Origin of the sequence: Pedobacter agri PB92, from assembly GCF_000258495.1 — a bacterium.
Classification (GTDB): domain Bacteria; phylum Bacteroidota; class Bacteroidia; order Sphingobacteriales; family Sphingobacteriaceae; genus Pedobacter; species Pedobacter agri.
Window position 1 is genome coordinate 1 of sequence record NZ_AJLG01000027.1, and the last position, 17,721, is coordinate 17,721.

Sequence of the window (17,721 nt, forward strand, 5' to 3'; positions counted from 1 at the left end):
TGTTTCCTGCGGCTAAGGTGCCACCCTCGTTAGAAATGTAAAGATTATTATCACGATCAAAAGCAATTCCTTCAGGTTGATTGAATGCGCCTCCTTTTAGCGGATAAGTGCCTTTAATTTTAAAATCAGCATCGGTAACCACTAACAATTTATTCATAGAAGATAGCACGTACCACTCGCCTGTCGACGGATTTTTAGCCAAAGCTGATGGACGAAATTTCATTTTTGACTCGCCCGCCAAATCAGCAATTTCTTTATATGATAAAGCAAAGGTTCCACTCGGAGTAAATTTACCTCCATCGAATTTAAAGGCAAAAATTTCCGTTTCATCTTTTTTTCCTTTTTTCACCTCTTTTGTTAACACATAAACCATCCCTGCTTTTTCATCAGCGGCCAAACCCTCATATTCGGCTTTCGGAACCAAATCTTTCGTTTTAACCACATTCGCTACTTCAGGTTTGTTAATTTCCGAAATTGGAAATGTATGCAGTTCTCCATTGCTCTTCAATACAATAATCTGATCGTTGATGATCGCTAAATCTTCATAATCACCCTTACCACCGAATTTGGTAAATTTAGATTCTTTATCCTCTAAACCTAAATAGAATAAGTCACCATCTTCATCCTGAATGGCAAATACTCTACTCGGATCGCCTTTGTGAAAAACAATGCCTGAAATTTCGAACAGGTTTTGTGGCATATTATATTTTACCGGATTAGCTAAATCGTATGGCAAATCAGATTTTGGCGTACTCGTTTTTGCTGTTTCTTCAGTGGAAGCCGCTTTATCATCGTGTTTTTCATTTACACATGAAACCCCTGCAAAAGCTAAAGTCATTAATGCAGCAACTGCGGTTATTTTTGTTTTATTCTTATTCATTTTTGGAAATTTAATTCTTGTCCTTTAAATATTGATAGATGGCATACTGTGAGGCAACGGGAATCTTTCCAGCGTTAACCGGCACATTATTCATCAAATCATCAATAATAACAGCTTGTGTATTATCCTGTTTTTGGATATCGATGATAGCTAAAATTTCTTGTTTTATTTTTTGATCGTGGATGGGAAAGCAAACCTCAATCCGGCGGTAAATATTTCGGTTCATCCAATCTGCAGAGCCTAAATAAACATCCTCCTCACCCAGGTTGTTGAAAACAAAAATCCTACCATGTTCCAAATAGCGGTCTACAATTCTAATAATTTTGATGTTTTCGCTCATTCCGCTTACGCCGGGAATTAAGCGGCAAATTCCTCGAACAATCAATTCGATTTTTACGCCAGCCTGCGATGCTTCGTATAATTTGCTAATTAGTACCTTCTCTTCGAGATTGTTCATTTTGATGGTAATTGCTGCTGCTTTTCCATGTTTGGCAAATTCAATTTCCCGGTCAATTAATGAAAGAAACCTTTGTTGCAAATTAAATTGTGCCACCAATAACTCATTAAACTTTATGAAATTTTCTGCGGTAGGCTTAACACGTTTAGCCAGAAATATAAAAAGCAATTCCACCTCACGAAGCATTTCCTTATTGGCTGTCATTAAAATATGATCGGTGTAAAAGCCCGCTGTAGTTTCATTAAAATTACCTGTGGCAAATAAACCTACGTAACGCATTCTACCGTCCACTTTTCGTTTCACCAAAGCAACCTTAGCATGTACTTTCAGTGCCGTAACGCTATAAATAATGTCTACGCCAACGGCTTTCATTTTTTTTGCCCACTTGATGTTGTTGGCTTCATCGAAACGAGCCTTTAACTCCACCAAAACCGTCACCTTTTTGCCATTTTTTGCGGCGCTGATTAAGGCATTAACAATTTTTGAATCGCTTGCTACACGATAAAGTGTAACATAGATTTCTTTTACGGTTTCGTCAATTGCTGCCTCGTTAAAAAAACGCAAAACACTATCGTAACTCTGATAAGGTGTATGCACAATGATATCGTTCTTTTCGATTGATGCTGTTAATGTCCCATCAATAAAGCCAGTATTACATATCTTAGGCCATGGGTCGTTTGAGAGTTTATCCGACTTTACCGGAAAGGCCATTAAATCTTTCAGATTATGATATTGACCACCTTCAATATTATTGGCTTTTTTGAGGTTAAAAATTTTCTTTACCAGTGTTAAAACCTCGGCTGGGATTCCTGGCTGATGTAGGAAACGTGTAGCCAGACCCAAATCCCGTTTCTGTAATTGTTTTTCCAACTGTTCAGACAGACTACCGGAATATTCATCTTTTAGATCGATCTCAGCATCACGTGTAATTTTAAAACTAAAACAACCGGAAACTTCATCATCTGGAAAAATACGATCCAAATGGAAACGAATAATATCATCTAGAAAGACGACAAAAGTTTCATTCTGGGTTTCAACTTTATAAAAACGCGGTAACTCATTTGACGGAATATTAAGAACCACTGCTTTTGTTTCCGAGTTGCGTTTAAGCGTAATCAGAAAATAAAGTTCATTGTTAGCAGGAAAGAAATTGGTATTACCATCAATAAAAACAGGTTGTAAAAATGCCAGCACCTGACTCAAAAAATATTGAGTAACAGGTTTTTCAATCTCTTGAGGATAAGCGTGGCCATAAACCAAAGTAATGTGATTTTCTTTCAGCGCAGGAATAATGCTCAACTTTAAAGTTTTACCGAAACGCTGCTGCTGATCGGAAATAAATTGATTAGCCGTTTTTAAAAGATCCTCCTCGATGTGAATATCATTATCTTCCCGGTTGCTCAGTTTTTCTAAAGCCAAGAGCACAGGCATACGCACACGATAAAATTCATCAAGATTTGAAGAAAATATCGAGAGGAACTTAATTCTTTCGAGCAATGGAACCGTATCGCGTTCGGCCTCCATGATAATACGCTCGTTGAATTTCAGCCAGCTTAAATCTCTGTTAAAATAAGATGTTTCAATCATTTTATGCCTTTAAAGTTTACCGTAAGCTGCATATGCAATTACAAAGGCAAATACCGCAGCAATTAAACCCCACATAAATATGTTGTAAGCCAGGCGGATCAATTTATATTTTCTTCCTAAAACCACCCCTTGTGAATACACATCGGTAATTAAAGTTCCATAGAGAAAATCTTTATCGTTCATCACCTTGATCATCCCATCAGTATAACTCGGCAAACTCATTTTATAAAAGTTACCAAAAAACAAAAGGTTTACTTTTTTATTATCCATATCCTCCTGGGTAAATTCTCCCTTTGGTATTGATGGACGTGTTGACAATATCGAAACCACCACACAGGTTAAACTCACGATAAGAAGGATAAATGTTGGAATAATCAGATTTCCATGATCTTCCAGCCGGCGTAAAAGCAAACTCACAATCAGCGAGAGCATAATTGAGTTCACGGTGATTAAAATATGTGCCTTGTTATCTGCCATATCACTTAATCGCTGGTTATTTGCCGATGTAATGCGAAACATGGTTTCAATACCTTTATCCGGACGATCATCTTTATCTTTCTTTTTGCTTTTTCCAAGATCTATGGTTGGCGCAAAATTACGTGGCTCGGCAAGTTCAGTACTAATTTCCTGTTGTGCGGTTAGCTTGCTTTTTAGCTTAGTAATATTGGCTTGTTTTTGATCATTTAGCAAGAGAATTGCGTAATCAGTATGGTAGTGATGAGATTCCATAAACTGGATATCTCTTTTGCGCCAATCTAATTTGCTAATGTCTTTTTTATGGATTAGCTCAGCTTCTTTATGCATGAGCTTTCCTTTTTTCCGAAAATCGGTTAATCCTAAATGAAAAAGATCGGCATCACAGATAATTTTATCGATTTGACTTTTAGGCGTTTGCGGAATTTTTGTAGCCAGAATTGCACTTTTAACCTGTTGACGAACTTCATCATTCACCTTATGAGTGAGCAGGAACTGATCGGCCAATTCTGCACCTTTAACCTCGTGATTAAATGCATCTTCAAAATAACCTGTATCATGAAAGTATGCTGCAACCATTACGGTAAAATAGTCTTGTTCGTTTAATTGATAGTGATTTGCAATTTGCTGGGCTGCACTTACAACCTCCTCGGTATGTTCCAAATTATGATAAACCAATCGCGGATCGTTGTGGGTATGGAAGTAATCGCTAACGTGCTTTTCTACATCTTCCTGCAATTGTTTGTAATTCATGAATGTGTTTCTTGTTGATATAAATTATTTGTTTGGAAGAAATGCATTTTCTTTAAATACTTTTTAGCCAAAATTGTTTGGTTACAGATTATAAAATTACGCTAAATTTTATAAAAAGAGGTTAAACCAATTACAACGAGCTATTCTCTGGATCAAATTTATTATTTGCATATCATCACAAATAATCATTGTGATTTATAAATAAAATTTATTTAGCATCTTTCATAACGTAAAGACTTAACTTACAGCCAGTTAATTTAAAATGAGATCTGGAGTTTTGAAATTAATGGGGTTATTACGATTCGAATGCTCAGTAAATTGGTTTTGAGGCTTTCAAAATCTGAACGCGTTAGCAAACTATTTCATCGTTCAAAATATATTTCCATAAAACAAATAGATTGCTGGTCAGAATATGCGTTTAAATTTAGAATATGCATATACACCTTATCGGTTTGGAAAAGTTTTAATGATCGATTTAGCTTGATAACTGCGATTTGATTTTAATTTACTCAAAATGAGCCTATATTTAATTTTTAGCTAAAAACATTTTCCAAAATTGAATTCAAATTTGTAACATTGCACTCGCAAAAAAACAATGTTTTTTTCAGGGCCTATAGCTCAGTTGGTTAGAGTAGAAGACTCATAATCTTTTGGTCGCTGGTTCGAGCCCAGCTGGGCCCACTGCCTCTCTGTTCATTCAGAGAGGCTTTTTTATATCCTAAAACTTCGCTGTAGCCTATCTGATGGCTGATTTCGATGATAGTAGCGACTGCTACTCTTTCAAATATAACAAACAATATGTTGTGTTCAAAACTCCATATTGTACTGTTTAGGGTTCTGTTTTTGGCGCGTTTTGGCGCGCGCCAAATCATATCATACCTTCATCGGCAAAGCTGAAGTAACTATCCTCACTTATAATAAGGTGATCGAACACCACAATATCGAGCAACTTCCCACACTCAACCATTCGTTTGGTTAACTTTATATCTGATTCGCTTGGCCTGAGCGATCCACTCGGATGGTTATGGGAGAGTATCAAATTAGACGCATTACCTTTTAAAGCGATTGCAAATATTACCTTAGGATCTACATAAGTACCACTGACTCCACCCATTGAAACATCGACCACTCCTAAGACTCTATTACTCCTGTTAAGCAGCACAACTTTGAACTCTTCAAGGAAGTTGATCCTACCTAAATCCCACTGTTGCTTTATAAGGCTATACATCTCTACTGACGAGCCGATCCTTGGACGCTCATTAATGTTGTAATCTGGCTTGTAGCTTACTTGCACTTCAGCTACCTTAAATTGTTCTTGTACCATAGTTGTATCTATTTAAATATGGCACTTGTATCAAGCTTTCAACTCAACTAAGTCAAGACAGCAACGGAATAAATAGCCTGTGTAGTGGTAAATGAGCGTTTATGCCGGAATTTCTTGAAACGTGTTGAGGTGATAAGCTTAAATTTGTGTGTTATTGTATAGATACTACCAACTCCATTCTCTTCAATACCTATGTAACAATCATAATTTCCAAATATGATGATTGATTGTCATAGCTGCTTGAGGTCAGTATTATATACACTGTCGTTTGACATTACAGTTGAGATGCACTATTTTAGCAAATCTAAACAACCACTATGTCAACTGAACGCTTTCATCAGAAATGGTACTTTCAAGGTGTAATTCTACCTATACTCGTAACTGTTTTAGGATCAGCGATATATGATGCTATCAAAGAAAAGCCGTTACTCTCTACATTAAAATCTTGTTTGAATTGGATATGTAAAGGCTTGATTTACATCTTGACGTTAAAGATAGCTTTATATTGGTTGTTAGCTTTGCTAGTATTACTAATTCTTATAATTGCAATCGCTAGCAAGTCTAAACAGGTTTTGGACCCTAAGCAGCAATATACTACTGATAAGTTTATCAATTGGCAGTGGGAATGGTCTTATGCAGGTAATCGTATTAGCAACCTAACTCCACTATGTCCATCATGCCAAACTATAATGAATTACATTAACAGCGAGTACAGCAAGTCTGCCGAATGTCCAAGATGCAATAATATGTACGTAGTCCATAAGAGGCTTCATACCGACATCATTCAGTTTGAAGATGATAGGCGGATCGAAATGTTAATTGTAGACAACCTTCGCAAAGGGAACTATAACCGTATCTAAGAATTCATTTCGTCTATAACTTATCAAATACTTTGCCTAACATCAACTGCATAACTGGGCTGTGGTTTGTCCCAACTTCTCGATATCAAGTTTAATCTATTACTTTTAAGGATTAGGTTTGAGTTTTGGATGTACTTTACCAACATATTGATATGACTAGAAGGGTAAGTCATCATCTGGTGATATAGTTACCTTATCAAAATCAGCCCTTTTAACCTCTCGCAATCCATACCCTTTCAGTAGTTCATTTACTTCGAGAAGAACCTTTGGAGACTTCAACGTATTGTTATCTTTTACCCTCTGCTGAATCATCTCAACACGCTCTATTGGTATAGAAGTTATCTTTCGAAGAGCTCGAACCCTCTTAGTGGCATCTGTGATGTTGTTGGATAGTAAGAAGAGCTCTGATAGTTTTAAGAGTATGGTATTTGCGGTTTTAACATTTGATGATAGTATCTGAAATATACCTAATGCGACATCAGCAACAGTTCTGTTTTCAGCTTGAAACCCCTGATACTTGCCGATAAAGCCATAGGGATTCATACCCTTTCTTATCGGGATAACTAGTATGTTTCTGCCTATGGCCACACCAATTTCTTGATCCGTCCAGTTACTCAAATTGAAACCCTCCATCAATATTGCGCATAATGCATCCATAGTAAAAAGACCTTGCTCTATCTCATCTTGCCACTCTTTGGTAGGCTCAATGTCTTCATGAGCAACGAAGGAGCTTATTCCGTATCCCTCTAGTGCATTTTTAAGTGCAGATGTTTTCTCCTTGTAAGTCGCTAGATGGCTAAGGAATAGTTTGAAATAGCCTGGCTTCCAAAACGTAGGTTCTTCATTAGCAATGACACTAGGAGAAGCATAAGTGTGATCATCGTCAGCAATTGATGGTACAACTTTAATAGCAGATATAACTTCGTCATCGATAGGAGCACATATTTCTTTAATCGTATCTAAGATAAGTATATTATGATTTGATAGATCAGACTTCACCCCAATATATGTATCAACATTTACAGTTAGATACATGGTATATAGATAGATGCCATTGTTCCAATTCTCATATCCTGTTTGCTGAATAGAAGGCTGAGCCTTAGCTAGTAAGTTGGCTGTAATCGGATGACCAATGCCAGCCAATACCTTGCTAGCAGTTAGAACAATACGCTTTAGATCATTTTCATCTTTGAAGTTGTACATTTCTTTTTAGTTAAACATTTATATGTAGCATGAAATATGGTTTCACATATCTACTAGTGACTATATCTTTCTGCATGCTGATTACAGTGGCTCTCTACGAACTCTAACCATTTATCATACCAGTACCAAGTATTTTCAACTTGCACTCCAAACCCTTTGCCAACCGCTTTGGCGTTCACAGATTTCCATAATTGAGTATGCTGATAGGTGCCAAACTTAGTAAAACCTTTGGAGTTCATTAGCTTCCAAACTTGCGTAGGTAAGTATTTTCTTAGCTCCTTCTCTTTTATAACTATATATTCTTTATTGATATGTTCCGCTTCAGGAGAATCTGCTTTGAGAAACTCAATCACCTTATCTGCCTGACCTCTCCGATTTACCATTTTTGGTACATACAAGACTCTATAAGAGTACCTACTATCGTTGAAATCACTATCACTCAGAGACTCATCATAAGCATTAATGTAGGCTGAAATATTTCGTGGAAGGTCAGAAAACTCCCTTAACTGACTTGCATGCTCATCTTTAATCGAAGAAAACTGTAAGGAGAAAGATAGATGCTTGTCAATGCCATACTTATCATCAAATAGTCTTTTAATGCAATCATTGTAATTCAAACAACATGCTTGAAACCTCGCACTAAGGTATTCGTCAATGCGATTTGTCATTTGATGTTCTATCTCATGTCTAAGGCCAATTAAAAATTTCAAGTTTGATGCGACTATCGATTCGATGGGTGATTCATCACAATCCAAACACCTTTCAAGTTCGTAAAACTTGAATGCTCCTCTCTTTGTCTTGTCGTAATACTTCCTTCCGTTCTTAAGCTTATGATATCTATATTCCAGTCTGTTGGTTCTGAAATAAGCATGCATTAGGTACGTCCATGCTATTGTTGACAACACGATGTAAGTTTCTGATTTGAAATGAATATTTGGGTTATTAAATATCTGAACCGCACTCAGCATCGCCTCGCGTGACTTAACCAATAACTCTTCTTTCACTGACCATGTCTTCCTTTTAGCCATTGCAATGAAACTTTAGATGGTGTAGTATTAAAGGATTAAATGCATTCCGTTTACTATATGAGAACTTTAGATTACACTTGATCATTGAGCGTTTAATTTAATAGAGAGATTTAGTAATGCAAATATAACAGAATGAGCAATGATTGCAAGCCAATCAATTCATCCTAACAATATCCAAGATTTTGCACTAAACCTTACTTTAAGGGGGGAGGTATCAGTTTTTGGATATGCTTTAATACTGAGTAGTCGACGTTGTGTTTATAAGGTAAGTTGCATTCTATTATAGCTGTTTACCTTTTATAACAACAAGCAACAACGCACTTTTTATATCAACAGGGGTAATAAATCAGGTTCGGTAACTAAAAAGTGCTAAGGCGATCTACCCGAGCCTAACAATAGTCATCAATCCCATCTCCACCTTTCCATTCCAAACCTTGTGCGATAGTATAGTATTTTTCTGCTCCTTGTTCCTTAAAGAAAGTGCCCTTACTTGTATGAATGAACATCCCGTCTTCAAATGTAATCTCTGCTAGTGCCCATCCCTTTATACTATCTTCTTCCAAATTGCGTGTCATGACATAAATTGACTTACCACCATTCCCTATTGTACTCTTACATACTGCCGATGAGTAGGTGGTGTTCTTACAGAATATAGCACCCTCTTTCAATCTGATACAATATTCTTCAATCGGATTACCAGCGTATTCCTCTGGACAACATGGAAACTCTGATGGTATTTGCCAATTACGCTGTATAGCGTTTGGTGTGATTGCATCAATTGTATTAAACACTTCGTATTGGGTCTCTTCGTAATTCTGCTCGTAGATCCAACTACTTAAGTAACCACCTGATAGAATCTTACCGCTACTTGCCCAACTTAGTAATCTTTGTTTGCTAGCTTCAGCTTCCTCTTTACTTACGGTACACATCCAATCAAATCTAGGATCTGGAAAGACATCACGAAACTTTGCAGGATCCGAAAGAAATGCTTCAACACTTCCACATATAGTAGCAATACGACTGCATGTTATGGGATTGAGCAAAATGTTTTCTAGTCTAGTAACCCATCTGAGATTTTCAGGTCTATTGTTCTGTCTATTGGTATCTATATGGTCTACCACATGCTCTCTAGTGGGCGCCTCTCCATGAAATGCGGTTGCAACTATTCGATGGATTGTAGCAGATGCAATCTCCAGATAACCATTGTTGATATTTACGTTTCCATAAGTCCATTGGTTATCATACTTACGTGTTCTTCCTCCCGCCTTCGGGTGGCGGTAAACCATACCATTGTCTCTCACTGAGTAAAGTTCATTCTTGTAAACAACACGTTTATCGTCATCTAAATTAAATAGATTTGCCATGCTCCTAACTGATTATTACATATGTTCTTAACATTTATTTAATATGTTGATTCATAGATACGCCATTTTAGTTGCTAGCCAATCCTTGCTGACTTAGTCCTATTACAACCTTCACAAAGCAACTGAATGTTGCGATACGTGTTAGAGCCACCCTTAGAGAATGGTATGATATGATCGAACTCAAGTTTTTCCTTTGATGCGCATATTACACATCTTCCTCCATCTCTGTTCCAAACCATATCTTTAACAGCTTGAGGTATTGGTTCCCGAACCAGTGGTAAAGACTGAGCTTCAATTTCCCCATTTATTAGCATTTCATTAAATACTTGTTGTCTAAGCTCCTCTAGCCTTCTTTGCTCTTTCTTTTGATTCTCTTTAACCAATAATTCTTCCCTTATCTGAGCCTTCACTTGTTGAATTTGAGCCTGCTCTCTTAATCGGATCACTTGATTAACCTCATGTTCAATCAGATCTAATTTGCTTGGTAAGATATGTTCATCAAAGAACTTTCTTTTCTCAGTCTTAATGCCATGTTTCCCACTGATAACCATATCAATTTGGCTTTCGTCATATAATAATACTTCCCTAGCTTTTGAACCCTTGAATGGCCCTATGATCCCTAAAGCTTCTAATTGGTCTATGATTGCACCTGCTCTATTATAACCTAACTTCAATTTACGCTGTATTAAAGATGTTGAACCTTGTTGATGGGTTACTGTGAGCAGTGCGGCATCTTTCAATAAAGGATCTAGTCTGCCAGTGTAAATCTCTTTAGTACCATCCAACCTATAATTAATTTCGTCTTGTAAGAAGAGATGAATGTCTTCATCAGTTAATAACGGTTTTGAAATTGTAGGATGGGATATTTGAATTGAACTTTGTTCTACACCACTTGTATCATAATGTGATAAAGGATGTTGTTGCGTTGTCTTAGGGGCAAGTAGATTGAGTAGTCTTTTTAGCATAACATCTAAGATAGTATGTCATAACATCAATTGCAAATAGAGCTAAAACTACTCTTTCAAACTACAAGCGGGTGCGCACATTTTTATATTAAGGGGGTTAATAAAATAGATATGATTAGAAAAAGTGCGAGCTATGCACTAAACATCATCATCACTATTCAGCGGTAGTAGCATGTCTAAATCATTGTTAGGCTTCTTCAAAGTAGAAATTGTGTTAACTCGTTTCCTACCAGGACACGTTTCATCAACTCCTGAGGGAAGGTGTCAATATCTGTCTTTCGGTTACAACTGCTATCGTCCTCGTTTCTTGAAGCATTATATCTATTTTCGGTCATTACTGAAACTGACGCATGGCAAGAGTGCTTGTGCTCACAGTTTCTTATCAAAGGAGGTAAGTCATTTAGAATAGTGTCAATGGCGTAGATATCATTCTCACTATAATGGCCACATTGGGTGCAACAGCTATCTCGTGTTAAAACGATAGCATAAAACTCACCTGTATAATCTACGTTGCTAATGTTATCTATTTTAGAGAGCATCATCTCCTTAAAGCTCTTCTCGAAGTAATTCCTCTTCATGACATCATCTATACACGAATTTGCAAGTGTAGAGTAAATCCATCGAAGCGACTGATGTTTCGTTGGGTTTCTACTTATCAATGGAAGCAGCGTGTATTCATAGAATTGATATGCAGTCCATGATTGGTTGTTATCCAACATTAATTCCAATTCCTCTCTAGTAAGGCTGTGATCTATCTGCTGTGTTTTAAAGAACCCATCGAATCCAAACTCCATTGCTCCAATACCTACTATGTCAATGATAGTGTTTATTATCTGCTTCTTAGCTTTATTGTTCATGCTGTTTATTAAAATTTGCTAACTAGGCTTGCCCAAGTTTGACTATTAGATATGCCAAGCACAAGATGGAAAACAACATGCTCAATAGTGACAAACGGGTCTGTTTTGTAATTTTGCCACCGTAACTATCACGCTCTTCATTGGTCCATTGCTGTTCATTTGATGCAAACCGATGAATTCCCATTTGCCGAACATCAACATAAATCATAAGCGCCATTACCAGCACAGGAAATATGGTTGTCCATAAAGATAGAATAGGTTGTTCACTTGGGTAAGAGCCTAGTAATAGGTACGCAGCAATTAATCCGTTATTGAAGTGAATACTTTATCATGTATGCGATCAAACGTGTTTTGTATTTGATTAGTTGCATTCTCTACTCTAGCATCTGATCTATCAAACAATTTGTTTGATTCAGCAGATAACTCCTGTGTTTCTTGTCTGGCATTGATAGCTGTTAGTGATTTGTTTATAGCCCTTAACAGCTCAAGTTCTTTCCTGTCATCATAACATATTTTATTATTTAATCCTACAACGACTGATGAGTCCAAAGCATTTCTCTCCAAGCTTTTACTGACTCCGTGACCTCAAGAAGATCCCATGTGTGACTTAGCAATTCTACGCCCTCAAAAATAGGAGCTTCAAGGATATCAACGTCAATATCACACTTTAGCCCAACATCTGAAAGTATTTCCCGTGTTCCTTTATGGGGTTCTCCCCAATCTTTATGTTTTGTATAGTTAGCAAGTGCGATGATAAGCTCTATGTTCGATCTTCCAGAGTCCCCAATCTTATTTCCAAGCTTGTAGATTTTCTCTTTACCATCTATAGAATCGAATCTGTCTATGATACTTGCATTGATATAATTCTGTAGCGCAATGAAAGCTAAGCCGAAGATTGGTTCTGAGTCTTCCCTGAACCATAAGCCATCATACCAACCTTTGAGTTTAACCCTATCCTCTAATAATTGAATTGCCTCCCATAGCCCCCTTATAATATGATCAAGACTTTCTATTCTATAATCGTGTCTTTTGTAATTCGTTTTGAAAGAGTCTTCCATCATGATGCCTTTTCTCCTTTGACAGTTTTAGCTTCATTTAAGAAATCCCAACTCTCAAGAATGAAGTCAGCAATAGTCATTGCCAAATTCACGGCTAGCTTTGCGTGATGTTTACGAGCTTTGAATTTAGTTGCATGCCTATCACCTGCTTTATTGCTAAGAGCTGCGAGACCTTTAAGTGAAGTATCAATGCCGGATAAGATTTGAATCACAAAATCAGGCATAGTATCTTTATTAAGCTGTAGGTTCATTACTTTCTTAGTTGCACGCCAAAGGTTGTCGAGGTCGCCATCACTTTTGAAAGGTATGCTTTGATACCTTTCAATTATATCTATGAATATGGCTTCCAGCAATGACCGAGCATTAGTGATTGCTCCGTTATAATCTTCCTGTGTCAATTTTGTTTTACACTTTTCTATCTGCTCAGACACAAAATCATGCCCGATAGCAACAGCTGTCGAAGGCTCCACAATCAATCCTCCTATACTTATAAGTTTATAGTATTCATTAACCTTTGTTATCGCAAGTTTATCAAAGTTTAGAATTTCATTTAACTCTGCAACAGCATTTTCAACTGTGATAGGTAGCTTAAGAAACCGTCTTGGATCTATTGAATCTTCTATAGCTTGCTTGATCAGCGGCGTTCCATTCAACTCCCTACACTTATCTTCAGTATATTTCCATCTTGATGGAAATGGCTCTTGACCATAAACCTCATTATAACCGTACTTATTAAAGAATGTAACAAGCATTGGCCCAGTTTGATAAGGCATATAGTCCACATCGCCGCAAATAGCTTTCCCAAGATGAGTTATTGAATATTCTGAAAGTGTCATCAGGAAACTAACTCATGGTTGCTGTAAATCTCTCCTTTTAATGATGCTTGACTTATTGCATGTTCTAGCAATTCAGAGAACGTATATCGTCCAAAGATTACATTTGACACATGCATACCGTCGAACAGCAATGTCTTTAACGTCTTTCCCCTTGGTAGTGATTGTAAAATCTCATTTGAATATCCGTTCATCGAAACAAAAATCCCTCTGGCATCTAACTTACCTTCCACCTTCATGTAGAGACTAGAAATTTCCTTATGTGCTGATTTCTTCTTTGTCCACTTTAGCTCTAAAAGGTAAAAATGACCGCCATACTTAATCGCACCATCGATCTGTTCTCCGACAATTTTGAAGGGCTCTACTACGGGAATGCCACTAATTCTCATGAGTTCTACAAACACCTCTTCAAATCTATACCCTCTCTCAGCCCCCTCTAGTCCTTCGGCCAACATGAACAAATCCCTTACTCGTAAAAGTTCACTAGAATAATCCAGTTCCTTTGATTGCTTTACTCTTGTTTTAATGCGCTGGTTATATTCTACTTGTTTTTTTTGCTCTTCTAAGATAGCCTTAAGTTTTAGAGAACACGTTTCCGCGACACCGATCTTGTGGTTCTCGCTTTGGGGGACAAAGTTTGTATGTTCAACTAAAAACCTTACAAAGTTCCTTGAGATCTCTAGCCTACGGTTAAAATCCATCGCTCTTGAATCTTTGTAAAGCAAATCCATTAATTGCCTCTTAGTCAACTTTGCGCCTTCAGGAGTTCTCGAATTAAACAACTTATTTACAATATTACCGTCAACACCTGCTCTTAGCCACGCTTTTTCTAGGTCACCAAGAAACCAATATAGATTTGCGATCCCTTTCTTGATATTAACTTCTATTTCTTCAGTGAATACATCTATCATCCAAATGTTAATTAAACTCTTTTGAACTTCCATCATGATATAGAACGCTAACACCAGTAGCTTTATCAAAATCTATATAATGAACTGAATTATCGCCACGTGGCACAACACTCTTGGTTAACACAACCTTGAAAGGGATTGCTGTAAGCTTTGAGACGAATCCTATAACGGTATCATCAGGGTAGTGTATCGTTAGACTTTTAATAGAACTGTGGTTATTGCTTAGCTCGAGCTGTAGAGATCTTGTATTTGTCATTTAGGTTTATTTAGATAATCAAATTTAAGTATACAATACCATTAAAACAACACCTACGAACCTAACGTGCGAATAGAGAGAAGGTCACTGCAGTAAAGCTTCACAGAAGCGCAGTGATATGTTTATGCCTTAGTCCTTAGCTGTTGTTATTAGATAAATAAACAGACCGACTCCAGTTCCGCCAGCTATAAAACCACTAATTAAACACAATGTTGCTTTTCCATTAGTAACTGTCCATGCCTTTGATAAACAGTAAAAAGCCAATGCTATTAAGAACAGGGCCAAAATTGATATTAACGCGTTTACTATTGCTGATCTCATTAGAACCAAATATAGCGTTTATAGTTGCTCACCGCTTGCGAACTGAGAAAATGTGTGAGGATTAGGAGTTGCACAGCAACGGGATCCGATCTATGTTTTAACACAAGCGTAGCGCAGCATTTTCGATTACGCAGGTGAGCTGAAAAGTGGAATGCGTGTGGGCTTATCCAGGATGAAGCGAAGCAAATCCTAGATAAGAACAGAGACAGCATTCATGAGGTGACTGCTTTGCCAAAATTAAAACCATGACACAAACGAAGTGACTGGCGTGTGTTTTAAGTGGCATTAACCTCACCGAATACCTATCTACCTACCTTAGAGCACTGTCTGATACTAAGTGCCACAAGCTGAAAGGTGAACGCAGAACCTTATAAAGCAAGCACTACACATGCTGTCTTCCACAAAATCAATGACTAGACCGAGCCTTTCCTCGCTTATGCCACCACTTTTGAGGAAAGGCTAGGTGTAGGATATGAGATTAATAAGCGATTTGTTGCCTTGTTAGAATATCATTATTCTCCACACTACGATATAGGACAGCTATAGAACCTTTATTTCTAAGTTCTTGCTTTATCTGTTCTTCTTGTTGTGCATCAAAGTTCTTGCCGATCGTGACTTCAACGAGAGATTCAGGGGGATAGTATTTTTTCCTGTTAGCAGCTATCGCATTACTTTCGTGAAAAGTACGAAGTCGATACTCATCCTCAAACTCCCATTTGGTTAGTTTATACATCACACGTAATGCGGCTTTAACTATAATATCTTGTAACGGGTGAATTATTGGGAGTTCATTATCGTATATTACATCGCCACCCATTCCAATTTCACAACTCTCAATTAGAGTATCTGTATGGAAGCCATAGCAAATACCTTTGTGGTGATCTCCATAGCATTCCCACATTTGTAAATTATTTACGTCCTTACACAAACTGAGTATGCCACTCTTTTCATTATAGCTTTCCCACTCATACTTAGCAAACTCTTCCATCTTAGCATCATCATTAAAAGTACGTTTGTGGTAGTGTTCCACATCCCTCTCAATAGCAATGTCGTTGAAGTTTGGGTGGTTGTTCTTCAAAACTCTTCTTATCCATTTTCTCTTTTCTTCATCGTTCATTAGATCATAACGCTCAGGTATCTTACAATCAAGTGGATCGTCAAAGTCAGATGGTGCAGATAAGTAAAGTTCATTGTGAGTGAGGGTTCTATCGCTATTGGTGCTACCACCATTCCAGGAACGATACTTGTAAACTACGTCAGGCTTATCTACAAGATGGAGTTGAGTGTAATCTATTTGCTGAATGTTATGTGCCATATTGATTACCAAGTATAATAAAAAAGAGCCATATTGCTATGGCTCTAATTGTATTGTCATTTACGCTGTAAGCCACTAAATGAGAGAGGGAGGGAATTAGGATGTACATGATCGCAACTAGTTTAGTGATAACCAATCATATCATCTTCCAAACTCTTTGGTAGATAATAGATTGCGTCATCGTTTGGTGATGGTGCTGCTAGTCTAGCCATAAAAAAATAATCAACTTCAAGTATAAGTTCTTTATATAGCTCTTCACTAATATCAAAGTCGCCGAGAGACTTACCGCTATCCAAATGTAATTGTAGATGCATTAGGTCCTTATAGTTTGTGGCCAAATGCTGATCAACTTGTTTTAACTGACGATAGGAGACTTCAATATCGTTCAAGATATTTGGGTCGTAACCAATTTTTTCTGCATTTGAAATGCGTAATCGAATGTCAGGGTTGAGCACTGTATAAAGGGCATTTGGATCAAACACTACTTCTTTCTTCCTGTGCTTTACTAATTTATATATTAGGATTAAGCTAGTTAGTGTAGCCATTGTTATAATTACTATATCCATATGAAGTGCTGTTTAAATGTGATCTTGACTTTAACCGTTTCAGTAGAATCGGCTATTATTTCATTTGTATAGCTAAACCTAAATCTTCGAACCATATATTATAGTTAACTGGTTTGTCTTTATAAGGTGGTATTGTTACTGTTGCTGGAACATAATGCTTCTCAAAATCAGTGTTATATCCATCTAACGGCCATTTACCTATAATATCCTTGAAACGGTCAGACATATTAGCTGTATAATACTCAACCATGGCTGGATATTCGTACCACTTCCCAGACTTGATTGCTTCCTTCCTTTTCTTTTTATCGGTTTCAACCACTTGCCCAAACATAGTAACCTTTAAGATGTATTTCGATGGATGGTCATTGACTCCGTAAATTATGAACTCGTTATAGAGATCTGTAGTTCCAATCAGTTTATAGACGAACATGCCATAAGGTGGCTTTTCCCAATCGCCCCATATATCATTTATACGTTTGTTATAGCTAAAGCTTTGGCTAAAGGCTGATATTGATACTCCAACCAATAACAGAGTTAGTAATCTTTTCATCAGCTTAGAAGTAGATATTAGTTAATAGTGGGGTTAGATAAACTTTGTACTCAAACTGATCTGCAAAAGGATCATACGTTGATATACGAGTTGCAGTTATTGGTAGTGCTAGATTAGACCAGTATTCAGAGCTTATTGGTTTGTAGCTCACGATCTTGC

At 37.1% G+C, this 17,721-nt stretch carries 15 protein-coding genes, 1 tRNA gene and 1 pseudogene; 1 reads left to right on the forward strand and 16 read right to left on the reverse strand.

Features of this window, described 5'->3' with window-relative positions; all coding sequences use genetic code 11:
* The 3 genes from ON09_RS05995 to ON09_RS06005 form a co-directional block, all read right to left on the reverse strand.
* A partial coding sequence (locus ON09_RS05995; protein ID WP_010600156.1) for an SdiA-regulated domain-containing protein occupies nucleotides 1-880 on the reverse strand: 880 nt, incomplete at its 3' end.
* Nucleotides 881-890: 10 nt separating this feature from the next.
* Entirely contained in the window at nucleotides 891-2,924 is a 2,034-nt protein-coding gene (gene ppk1, locus ON09_RS06000) for a polyphosphate kinase 1 (protein ID WP_010600157.1), read from the reverse strand.
* A gap of 9 nt (nucleotides 2,925-2,933) precedes the next feature.
* Entirely contained in the window at nucleotides 2,934-4,151 is a 1,218-nt protein-coding gene (locus ON09_RS06005) for a Pycsar system effector family protein (protein ID WP_010600158.1), read from the reverse strand.
* A 607-nt stretch (nucleotides 4,152-4,758) separates the two neighbouring features.
* Here ON09_RS06005 and ON09_RS06010 point away from each other — a divergent pair.
* A tRNA-Ile gene (locus ON09_RS06010) sits at nucleotides 4,759-4,832 on the forward strand.
* 187 nt (nucleotides 4,833-5,019) lie between these two features.
* Here the strand turns inward: ON09_RS06010 and ON09_RS06015 are convergent.
* From ON09_RS06015 to ON09_RS06090, 13 genes and pseudogenes are all read right to left on the reverse strand, one after another.
* Entirely contained in the window at nucleotides 5,020-5,475 is a 456-nt protein-coding gene (locus ON09_RS06015; RefSeq protein WP_010600159.1) for a JAB domain-containing protein, read from the reverse strand.
* A gap of 1,016 nt (nucleotides 5,476-6,491) precedes the next feature.
* Nucleotides 6,492-7,538 carry a toll/interleukin-1 receptor domain-containing protein gene (locus ON09_RS06025; protein ID WP_010600161.1) on the reverse strand — a complete coding sequence of 349 codons (1,047 nt, stop codon included), beginning with the start codon at nucleotides 7,536-7,538 and terminating at the stop codon, nucleotides 6,492-6,494.
* A gap of 53 nt (nucleotides 7,539-7,591) precedes the next feature.
* Nucleotides 7,592-8,566, reverse strand: a complete 975-nt coding sequence (locus tag ON09_RS06030; RefSeq protein ID WP_010600162.1) for a DUF3644 domain-containing protein — start codon at nucleotides 8,564-8,566, stop codon at nucleotides 7,592-7,594.
* 389 nt (nucleotides 8,567-8,955) lie between these two features.
* Nucleotides 8,956-9,930, reverse strand: a complete 975-nt coding sequence (locus tag ON09_RS06035) for an HNH endonuclease signature motif containing protein (protein ID WP_010600163.1) — start codon at nucleotides 9,928-9,930, stop codon at nucleotides 8,956-8,958.
* A 74-nt stretch (nucleotides 9,931-10,004) separates the two neighbouring features.
* Nucleotides 10,005-10,481 (reverse strand): HNH endonuclease, encoded by a 477-nt coding sequence (locus ON09_RS26580; RefSeq protein ID WP_086003387.1) that lies wholly within the window; start codon nucleotides 10,479-10,481, stop codon nucleotides 10,005-10,007.
* A pseudogene (locus ON09_RS25915) lies at nucleotides 10,473-10,679 on the reverse strand (DNA translocase FtsK); the annotation flags it as partial. The pseudogene ON09_RS25915 and the gene ON09_RS26580, both read right to left, overlap by 9 nt.
* A gap of 413 nt (nucleotides 10,680-11,092) precedes the next feature.
* Nucleotides 11,093-11,473, reverse strand: coding sequence for a hypothetical protein (locus tag ON09_RS25105; RefSeq protein ID WP_157258854.1), 381 nt, complete (start codon nucleotides 11,471-11,473; stop codon nucleotides 11,093-11,095).
* Between the two features lie 806 nt (nucleotides 11,474-12,279).
* Nucleotides 12,280-12,813, reverse strand: a complete 534-nt coding sequence (locus tag ON09_RS06055) for a hypothetical protein (RefSeq protein WP_010600167.1) — start codon at nucleotides 12,811-12,813, stop codon at nucleotides 12,280-12,282.
* Nucleotides 12,810-13,646 carry an abortive infection family protein gene (locus ON09_RS24135; RefSeq protein ID WP_010600168.1) on the reverse strand — a complete coding sequence of 279 codons (837 nt, stop codon included), beginning with the start codon at nucleotides 13,644-13,646 and terminating at the stop codon, nucleotides 12,810-12,812. Before ON09_RS24135 ends, ON09_RS06055 begins: the two co-directional genes overlap by 4 nt.
* A complete protein-coding gene (locus ON09_RS06065; protein ID WP_202947121.1) occupies nucleotides 13,646-14,590 on the reverse strand; it encodes a restriction endonuclease in 945 nt (314 codons plus the stop codon). Before ON09_RS06065 ends, ON09_RS24135 begins: the two co-directional genes overlap by 1 nt.
* A gap of 1,019 nt (nucleotides 14,591-15,609) precedes the next feature.
* On the reverse strand, nucleotides 15,610-16,446 hold the full coding sequence (locus ON09_RS06080; RefSeq protein WP_010600171.1) for a DUF2971 domain-containing protein: 837 nt from the start codon (nucleotides 16,444-16,446) through the stop codon (nucleotides 15,610-15,612).
* A gap of 122 nt (nucleotides 16,447-16,568) precedes the next feature.
* Nucleotides 16,569-17,012, reverse strand: a complete 444-nt coding sequence (locus tag ON09_RS06085; RefSeq protein WP_010600172.1) for a hypothetical protein — start codon at nucleotides 17,010-17,012, stop codon at nucleotides 16,569-16,571.
* A gap of 55 nt (nucleotides 17,013-17,067) precedes the next feature.
* Nucleotides 17,068-17,562: a hypothetical protein gene (locus ON09_RS06090; RefSeq protein WP_010600173.1), complete on the reverse strand. Its 495-nt coding sequence runs from the start codon at nucleotides 17,560-17,562 to the stop codon at nucleotides 17,068-17,070.
* Nucleotides 17,563-17,721 lie beyond the last annotated feature (159 nt).